8 protein-coding genes and 1 pseudogene are annotated in these 7,424 nt (G+C 70.3%); 5 read left to right on the plus strand and 4 right to left on the minus strand.

The genetic code is table 11. The annotated features are described in order from the left end of the window. Positions 1-6: 6 nt before the first annotated feature. Genes HCC78_RS22875 through HCC78_RS22885 form a run of 3 tightly spaced genes read left to right on the plus strand, consistent with a single transcriptional unit; the run spans position 7 to position 2,071 of the window. Positions 7-486 carry a Fur family transcriptional regulator gene (locus HCC78_RS22875; protein WP_172331105.1) on the plus strand — a complete coding sequence of 160 codons (480 nt, stop codon included), beginning with the start codon at positions 7-9 and terminating at the stop codon, positions 484-486. Then, positions 483-1,247 carry a metal ABC transporter ATP-binding protein gene (locus HCC78_RS22880; RefSeq protein ID WP_172331106.1) on the plus strand — a complete coding sequence of 255 codons (765 nt, stop codon included), beginning with the start codon at positions 483-485 and terminating at the stop codon, positions 1,245-1,247. Before HCC78_RS22875 ends, HCC78_RS22880 begins: the two co-directional genes overlap by 4 nt. Further along, positions 1,244-2,071 (plus strand): metal ABC transporter permease, encoded by an 828-nt coding sequence (locus tag HCC78_RS22885; RefSeq protein WP_172331107.1) that lies wholly within the window; start codon positions 1,244-1,246, stop codon positions 2,069-2,071. Before HCC78_RS22880 ends, HCC78_RS22885 begins: the two co-directional genes overlap by 4 nt. 93 nt (positions 2,072-2,164) lie before the next feature. Here HCC78_RS22885 and HCC78_RS22890 read toward each other — a convergent pair whose 3' ends face one another. After that, on the minus strand, positions 2,165-2,476 hold the full coding sequence (locus HCC78_RS22890) for an antibiotic biosynthesis monooxygenase (protein WP_172331108.1): 312 nt from the start codon (positions 2,474-2,476) through the stop codon (positions 2,165-2,167). A gap of 72 nt (positions 2,477-2,548) precedes the next feature. Between HCC78_RS22890 and pth the strand changes: the two genes are divergently transcribed. After that, positions 2,549-3,247 (plus strand): aminoacyl-tRNA hydrolase, encoded by a 699-nt coding sequence (pth, locus tag HCC78_RS22895; RefSeq protein WP_172331109.1) that lies wholly within the window; start codon positions 2,549-2,551, stop codon positions 3,245-3,247. Between the two features lie 4 nt (positions 3,248-3,251). Here pth and HCC78_RS22900 read toward each other — a convergent pair whose 3' ends face one another. From HCC78_RS22900 to deoC, 3 genes are read right to left on the minus strand one after another with little or no spacing between them, the layout of a single operon-like run. Continuing rightward, positions 3,252-5,573, minus strand: coding sequence for an aldehyde dehydrogenase family protein (locus tag HCC78_RS22900; RefSeq protein WP_172331110.1), 2,322 nt, complete (start codon positions 5,571-5,573; stop codon positions 3,252-3,254). Then, positions 5,570-5,824: a DUF1272 domain-containing protein gene (locus HCC78_RS22905; RefSeq protein WP_172331111.1), complete on the minus strand. Its 255-nt coding sequence runs from the start codon at positions 5,822-5,824 to the stop codon at positions 5,570-5,572. The genes HCC78_RS22900 and HCC78_RS22905 overlap by 4 nt, the downstream gene beginning before the upstream one ends. A gap of 4 nt (positions 5,825-5,828) precedes the next feature. Beyond that, positions 5,829-6,821 carry a deoxyribose-phosphate aldolase gene (gene deoC / locus HCC78_RS22910; RefSeq protein WP_172331112.1) on the minus strand — a complete coding sequence of 331 codons (993 nt, stop codon included), beginning with the start codon at positions 6,819-6,821 and terminating at the stop codon, positions 5,829-5,831. 160 nt (positions 6,822-6,981) lie between these two features. On the opposite strand from deoC, the pseudogene HCC78_RS22915 reads away from it, so the two are divergent. Then, a pseudogene (locus tag HCC78_RS22915) lies at positions 6,982-7,341 on the plus strand (DUF2237 family protein); the annotation flags it as partial. Positions 7,342-7,424: the final 83 nt, after the last annotated feature.

The raw sequence follows: 7,424 nt of genomic DNA on the forward strand, positions 1-7,424 counted from the left end.
CCTCCCATGGCCGAGACCAGCTTCACCCCCCATGATCACGGCGCCTGCATCGAGCACGGCGTCGACGCCGCCATGCGCCAATGCCGCGAGGCCGGGCTGAAGCTGACCCCGGTGCGCAAGCGCGTGCTGGAACTCCTGCTCGAAGAGCACCGCGCCATGGGCGCCTACGAAATCCTCGACCGGCTGCGCGAGGAGGGGCTGGGCTCGCAGCCCCCCGTTGCCTACCGCGCGCTGGATTTCCTGACCGCCAACGGCTTCGCCCACCGGATCGAGCGGCTCAATGCCTTCATCGCCTGCACCCATGCCGGCGACGACCACGCCCCTGCCTTCCTGATCTGCCGGATCTGCAACCGCGTCGCCGAGACCGACAGCAGCCTGCCGCGCGCCGCGCTGGCCGAGGCGGCGCTGCCGCTGGGCTTCACCGTGGAGCGTGCCGCCATCGAGGCCGAAGGGCTCTGTCCCGCCTGCCAGGAGGCCGCGGAATGACGCTGGTCTCGATCGCCGGGCTCGATGTCGCTCTCGACGGCCGCCCGGTGCTGACCGGGGTCGATTTCCAGATTTCCGGCGGCGAGATCGTGACGCTGGTCGGGCCGAACGGCTCGGGCAAGACGACGCTGATGCGCTCGGTGATCGGCGCGGTGAAGCCCGCCGCCGGAAAGATCTGGCGCAAGCCGGGACTGCGCATCGGCTATGTCCCGCAGAAGCTGCATGTCGATCCGACCCTGCCGCTGACCGTCGGCCGCTTCCTGTCGCTGCCGGTGCGCTTCAGCCGGTTCGAGACCCGTGCCGCGCTGGAACAGGCCGGAGCGGGGCTGCTCTTCGACCGGCAGATGTCCGAACTGTCCGGCGGACAGTTCCAGCGCGTTCTGCTGGCGCGCGCCCTGCTGGCGAAGCCGGAACTGCTGATCCTCGACGAGGCGACGCAGGGGCTCGACCAGCCCGGCTCCGCCGCGTTCTATCGCCAGATCGAGACGATCCGCGACGAGACCGGCTGCGCCGTGCTGATGGTCAGCCACGAGCTGCACGTGGTGATGGCCGCCTCGGACAGGGTGGTCTGCCTGAACGGCCATGTCTGCTGCCACGGCACGCCGGAGCATGTCTCCTCCGCCCCGGAGTACCGCGCGCTCTTCGGCTCGGGCACGCAGGGCGCGCTGGCGCTCTACCGCCACGACCACGATCACAGCCATGAAAGCGCCTGCGGCCACGATCACGCACGCGACAACAGCCATGGAACCGCCGCCGAATGAGCCTTCTCGACAGTTTCCTGATCCGCGCCGCCCTGGCCGGACTCGGCGTGGCGCTGGCCGCGGCGCCGCTCGGCTGCTTCGTGGTCTGGCGGCGCATGGCCTATTTCGGCGACGCCACCGCCCATGCGGCAATCCTCGGCGTGGCGCTGTCGCTGGCCTTCCAGCTGCCGATCCTCGGCGGGGTGCTGATCTGCTGCCTGGCGATGGCGGCGGCGGTCACCGCGCTGTCCGGGCGCGGCCATGGCAGCGACACGATCCTCGGCGTCGCGGCGCATTCGGCCCTGGCCTTCGGGCTGGTCGCCGTGTCGATGATCCCCGGCGCCCGGGTCGACCTCTCGGCCTATCTCTTCGGCGACATCCTCGCCGTCGGCCGCGGCGACCTCGCCGTGATCTGGGGTGGCGGCGCGGTCGTCCTGGTCCTGCTGTGGTGGCGCTGGTCGGCGCTGCTGACCACGACGCTGAACGGCGACCTGGCGCGGGCCAGCGGCATCGACCCCGAGCGCGAGCAGCGCATCCTGACCTTTGCCCTGGCGCTGGTCGTGGCGGTGGCCATCAAGGTGGTGGGCGTCCTGCTGATCGCCGCCCTGCTGCTGATCCCCGCCGCCGCAGCGCGGCCCTTCGCCAGGACGCCCGAGCGCATGGCCCTGCTGGCGGCCGCGATCGGCGGCGGCGCCAGCCTGCTGGGGCTGCGCCTGTCCTGGATGGCAGACACGCCGGCCGGGCCGACCATCGTCGCCACCGCGGCGGCGCTCTTCGCCCTCTCGGCCAGCGCCGCCGGGCTGCACCGGAGCCGCAGGGCCGCCAAGGGCGTTTCCGGCGGCTGATCCGGCGCCGCCTGCAAGCCGCCCGGCCCGCAACGCAGCCGAACGGGACCCTCCCTCTCCCCGCCGGGGAGAGGGGAGAGGGGCGGCCGCAGCTCAGCCCACCGACTGGATCGACTCGAAGACTTCCAGCTCGGGCGGTCCCAGATAGATGTCGGCGCTGGAGCGCGCACCGGAATGCGCCTTGCGGAAGGCATCGGATTTCGTCCAGGCGACGAATGCCTCCTCGCTCTCCCACATCGTGTGCGAGGCATAGAGCCGGTAGCCTTCCTTCTCGCTCCCCTTCATCAGGTGGAACCCGGCAAAGCCCGGCACCTCCTTCAGGTGGCTGTCGCGGCTCTTCCAGACCGTCTCGAAGGCCTCCTCCTGTCCGAGCTTCACCTTGAAGCGGTTCATGGTCAGATACATTGCCTGTCTCCTTCTGGCCTTCCGTCCCGTATCAGGGCATTACGTCCCAGAACGTCAAGCAGGAGCAATGCCATGCGTCTCTTCGTCGGTCTCGGCAATCCCGGCGCGAAATACGCCCGGAACCGCCACAATATCGGCTTCATGGTGCTCGACCGGATCGCCTCCGATCACGGTGCAGCGCCCTGGCGGTCGAAATTCCAGGCCGAGGTGACAGAGGCCGTGCTGGGCGGCGAGAAGACCATCCTGCTGAAGCCCCAGACCTTCATGAATCTCTCCGGCCAGTCCGTCGGCGAGGCCGCGCGCTTCTACAAGATCCCGCCTTCCCACATCGTGGTGTTCCATGACGAGCTGGATCTCGCCCCCGGCAAGGTGCGCACCAAGACCGGCGGCGGCCATGCCGGGCATAACGGGCTGCGCTCGATCCACCAGCATATCGGCGCCGATTACGACCGCGTGCGGCTGGGGATCGGCCATCCGGGCCACAAGGACCGGGTTTCCGGCTATGTCCTGTCGGACTTCGCCAAGGCCGAGGAAGAATGGCTCGACAACGTGGTCCGCGGCTGTTCGGACGGCGCGCCGGGGCTGGCCAAGGGCTACGGGGCGAAATTCATGAATGCCGTTGCCCTGCGCACCGCACCGCCGCGCTCGGGCGGCGGCGGCAAGCCCGGAAAGAAGGCGCCGAAGACCGAGGCCCCCGCCAAGCCGGAGCCGGACGCGGCGCCCGAGGACGCCCGCTCCCCGCTGCAGCGGCTGGCCGACAAGTTCAAGTGACCGCTCAGGCGCCGTAGGGCAGCCAGACCGTCTTCACCTCGGTCGCGGCGGCAAGGAAGTCCCCTGCATTGGACCGGGTCCAATCAAGCCCCTTCGGCACCCATGTCCGCTTGAGGTTTCCGGCCGCGCCGGTCTCGATCGCGGCGGAGAGGTCCTGGCCGGCAAAGCTCCAGACCGTCTCGACATCCGCGTGCTGCGCCAGCACCGGCATCAGCGCGGCCGGATCGCCGGTGATCATGTTGACCGCGCCGCCGGGCACGTCCGAAGTGTCGAGGATCTGGCAGAATTCCGTCGCGATCAGCGGATAGGCATGGGACGCCACCGCGACGCAAGCATTGCCCGTCGCCAGCGCCGGGACGATGCAGGAGACCAGCCCCAGCAACGTCGGCGCATCGGGCAGCGCCATGCCGATCACGCCGGCAGGCTGGTTCAGCGCCACCGCCATCACCTTGCCCGGCACCGGCTTGACCGCGCCGTCCTGCTTGTCCGCCCAGGCAGCCCAGGTGAACAGCCGCTCCAGCGACGCCTCGACCTCGCCCGCCGCCGCGCCGAGCGGCGCCCCGGTCTGCTCCGCCAGCCGCGCGGCAAATTCCGGACCGCGGGCCGAGAGGTTCTCGGCAAGGAAATAGAGCACCTGTGCGCGCAGAGCCCCGCCTGCCGCGGCCCAGCCGGGCTGCGCCGCGCGGGCCGCCTCGACCGCGTTGCGGATATCCTTGCGGCTGCCGATCCCGGCATGGCCGAGCAGCCGCCCGTCCGTGGCCCAGACAGCGCGGCTCTGCCCGCCATCCGGGCGCGACTGCTTGCCGCCGATCCAGAACTTCGCGGTGCGGTCCAGCTCGGGCGCCTGCGGTTCCGCAGGGGCGGCGACCGGCGCGGCCACAGCCAGCGGCGGCGCGCCGGCGGCAGGTTTCGTGTAGGCGCGCAGCCCTTCCCAGCCGCCTTCGCGGCCGAAGCCGCTTTCCTTCACCCCGCCGAACCCGGCAGAGGCATCGAACATGTTGGCGCCGTTGACCCAGACCACGCCGGCGGCCAGCTTCGCCGCCATGTCGAGCGCGACATTCACGTTCTCGGTCCAGACCGAGGCCGCCAGCCCGTAGCGGGTGGCATTCGCGACCTGCACCGCCTCCCCGGGGGTGCGGAAGGTGGTGGAGACGAGGACGGGGCCGAATATCTCTTCCTGCATCAGCGGATCGGCGGGCTCCAGTCCGGTGACCAGCACCGGCGCCATGAAGGCCTCGCCCTCGGGCAGCGGACAGGGCGCGGCGTAGACCTCGCCGCCGGTCTCCGCGACCATCGCCGCCACCCGCGCACGGTGCGCCGGATCCGCCATCGCGCCAAGGTCGATGCATTTGTCGAGCGGATCGCCGACCCTGAGCGTCGCCATCCGCTTGCGCAGCCTGGCATGGAAGGCATCGGCAATGCCCTCCTGCACGATCAGGCGGGAACCGGCGCAGCAGACCTGCCCGCCGTTGAACCAGATGGAATCGACCAGCCCCTCGATGGCGCTGTCGAGATCGGCATCCCCGCAGACGATGAAGGGCGACTTGCCGCCGAGCTCCAAGGTCAGCGCCTTGCCCTGCCCCGCCGTGGCCCCGCGGATCGCGCGGCCGACCTCGGTCGAGCCGGTGAAGGCGACCTTGTCGATGCCGGGATGCGCCGCCAGCGCCGCGCCGGTCGTGCCGTCGCCGGTGACGATCGCCAGGACGCCCTCCGGCAGCCCCGCCTCGGCGGCAAGCTCGGCGAAGAACAGCGCCGTCAGCGGCGTCCATTCGGCAGGCTTCAGCACAACGGCGTTGCCCATGGCAAGCGCCGGCGCGACCTTCCACGCGACCATCAGCAGCGGGAAGTTCCACGGGATGATCTGGCCGCAGACGCCCAGCGGCGCGCGGTCCGGCAGCTCCTCGGCCATCAGCTGCGCCATGCCCGCATGGTAGTAGAAATGCCGCGCGGCCAGCGGCAGGTCGGCATCGCGGGATTCGCGGATCGGCTTGCCGGTATCGAGCGTCTCCAGAACCGCGAGCGTGCGGGCATGCTTCTGCAGGAGGCGGGCCATCGCGTAGAGGATGCGCGCCCGCTGGTGCCCGGGCGTCGCCGCCCAAGCGGGGAAGGCCGCACGCGCCGCGGCGACGGCGGCATCGACATCCGCCGCGCTGCCCTGCGCCACCTCGGCCAGAAGCGCGCCGGTCGCCGGGTTGCGGGTCTCGAAGATCTCTGCACCTTCGGCCGCGAACCGGCGGCCATGGCGGTCGAGCCAGGCCAGCGCCTCGGCGGTGCTCTCGGGCGCGGGCCCGTACTCCATGCTCTCGAAAATCTCCCTGACGGTCATGCCGCGTCGCCCTGTCCGCAGCCTTCGGGCGCATGATGGCGCGTGGTCGAGGCCGGGTTCTTGGCCAGCATGTGCGCGGGCCGGATCGGGCGCGGCGCGAAATTGCCGCCGCAATTGGGGCAGACGCCCTTCAGGTGATCTTCGACGCAATCGGCGCAGAAGGTGCATTCATAGGTGCAGATCCGCGCGTCCGTGCTTTCGGGCGGCAGATCGCGGTCGCAGCATTCGCAGTTCGGCTTCAGTTCCAGCATGTTGCTACCCCAATGCATGGCGCCAGGAGGCGGAATAGGCGCCGGTGACATGATGTTCGAGCTGCCGCTCGATATCGCCCAGGAGCGAGGATGCGCCGAAGCGGAAGAGGTCCGGGCGCAGCCAGTCGTCGCCCAGTTCCTCCTTCATCAGCGCCATGTAGGTCAGCGCGTCCTTGGCCTTGGAAATCCCGCCCGCGGGCTTGTAGCCGACCTTGTGGCCGGTGGTCCCGCGGTAGGCGCGGATCGCGCGGACCATGACCAGGCTGACCGGCAGCGTGGCGTTCACGCTTTCCTTTCCGGTCGAGGTCTTGATGAAGTCGGCGCCCGCCATCATCGCAACCAAGGAGGCACGCGCCACGTTCTGCAGCGTGCCGAGCTCGCCGGTCGCCAGGATCGCCTTCATGTGCGCCGCGCCGCAGGCGGCGCGCATGGCGCGGGTCTCATCGTAAAGCGCCTGCCAGTTGCCGGTCAGCACGTGGCGGCGGGAGATGACGATGTCGATCTCCTCCGCCCCGGCCGCAACCGACGCCTCGATCTCCTTCAGCCGCAGCGCGAAGGGCGAGAGCCCGGCAGGAAAGCCGGTGGAGACGGCGGCGACCGGGATGCCGGAGCCCTTCAGCGCCTCTACCGCGGGGGCGATCATCTCGTGATAGACGCAGACCGCGCCGGTGGTGATCGCGGGCAGGCCGAGCGCCTCGAGCAGGTCGGCGCGCACCGGCTGGCGCGCCTTGGCGCAGAGGCGGCGGACCCGGCCGGGCGTGTCGTCGCCCGACAGCGTCGTCAGGTCGATCAGCGTCACCGCGCGGGCCAGCCAGGCGGCCTGGTGCACGCCCTTGAGCGAACGGCGGGCGGGCATCTGCGCGGCACGGCGGGCGATGGCGGAACTGTTGGCGCGGGCCGAAGCGACCCAGTCGAGATCGAGCGGCATCCCGGGGTTCCGGGCATGGCCCGGCTGCGGCAGCACGGCGGTCCCGGTCGGCTTTTCGTGGGCGGTCATGAGGCTCTCTCCGGATCGGACGGTCCCTGCCGGAGCCTTGCATGCGCGCGCCCCTTGGGCAAGCCGACCGCCGCGGCAGCGGGCGAATTCTGCCGCCGCGGGGGGTGCACGGCCGCGCCGCGCCGCGCTATCATCGCCGGACGCAATGGGAGTCGCTGACATGAAGATGGACCCGTCTGAAAACGTGCTCGGCGGCAAGCTGGTGCCCTGCTCGATGAACCCGGTGACCGGGTTTTTCCGCAACGGCTGCTGCGATACCAATGCGCAGGATGCGGGCAGCCACACGGTCTGCGTCGTGATGACCGCGGAATTTCTCGCCTATTCCAAATATTTCGGCAACGACCTCTCGACGCCCCGCCCGGAATTCGGCTTTCCTGGATTGAAGCCGGGCGACCAATGGTGCCTCTGCGCGTCGCGCTTCGCCCAGGCCCATGACGAGGGCGTTGCACCCAAGGTCCGGCTCGAGTGCACCCATCGCCGCGCGCTGGAAGTGGTGCCGCTGGAAATCCTCAGACTACACGACTCCCTGTCTTGGACGCCTTGGCATGACAAGCTTGCGGAAGCTTGGCGGGGTTTCGGCGTGCGACCGGAGCAATCGCCTCG

Source organism: Mangrovicoccus sp. HB161399 (assembly GCF_013184745.1).
GTDB lineage: Bacteria > Pseudomonadota > Alphaproteobacteria > Rhodobacterales > Rhodobacteraceae > Mangrovicoccus.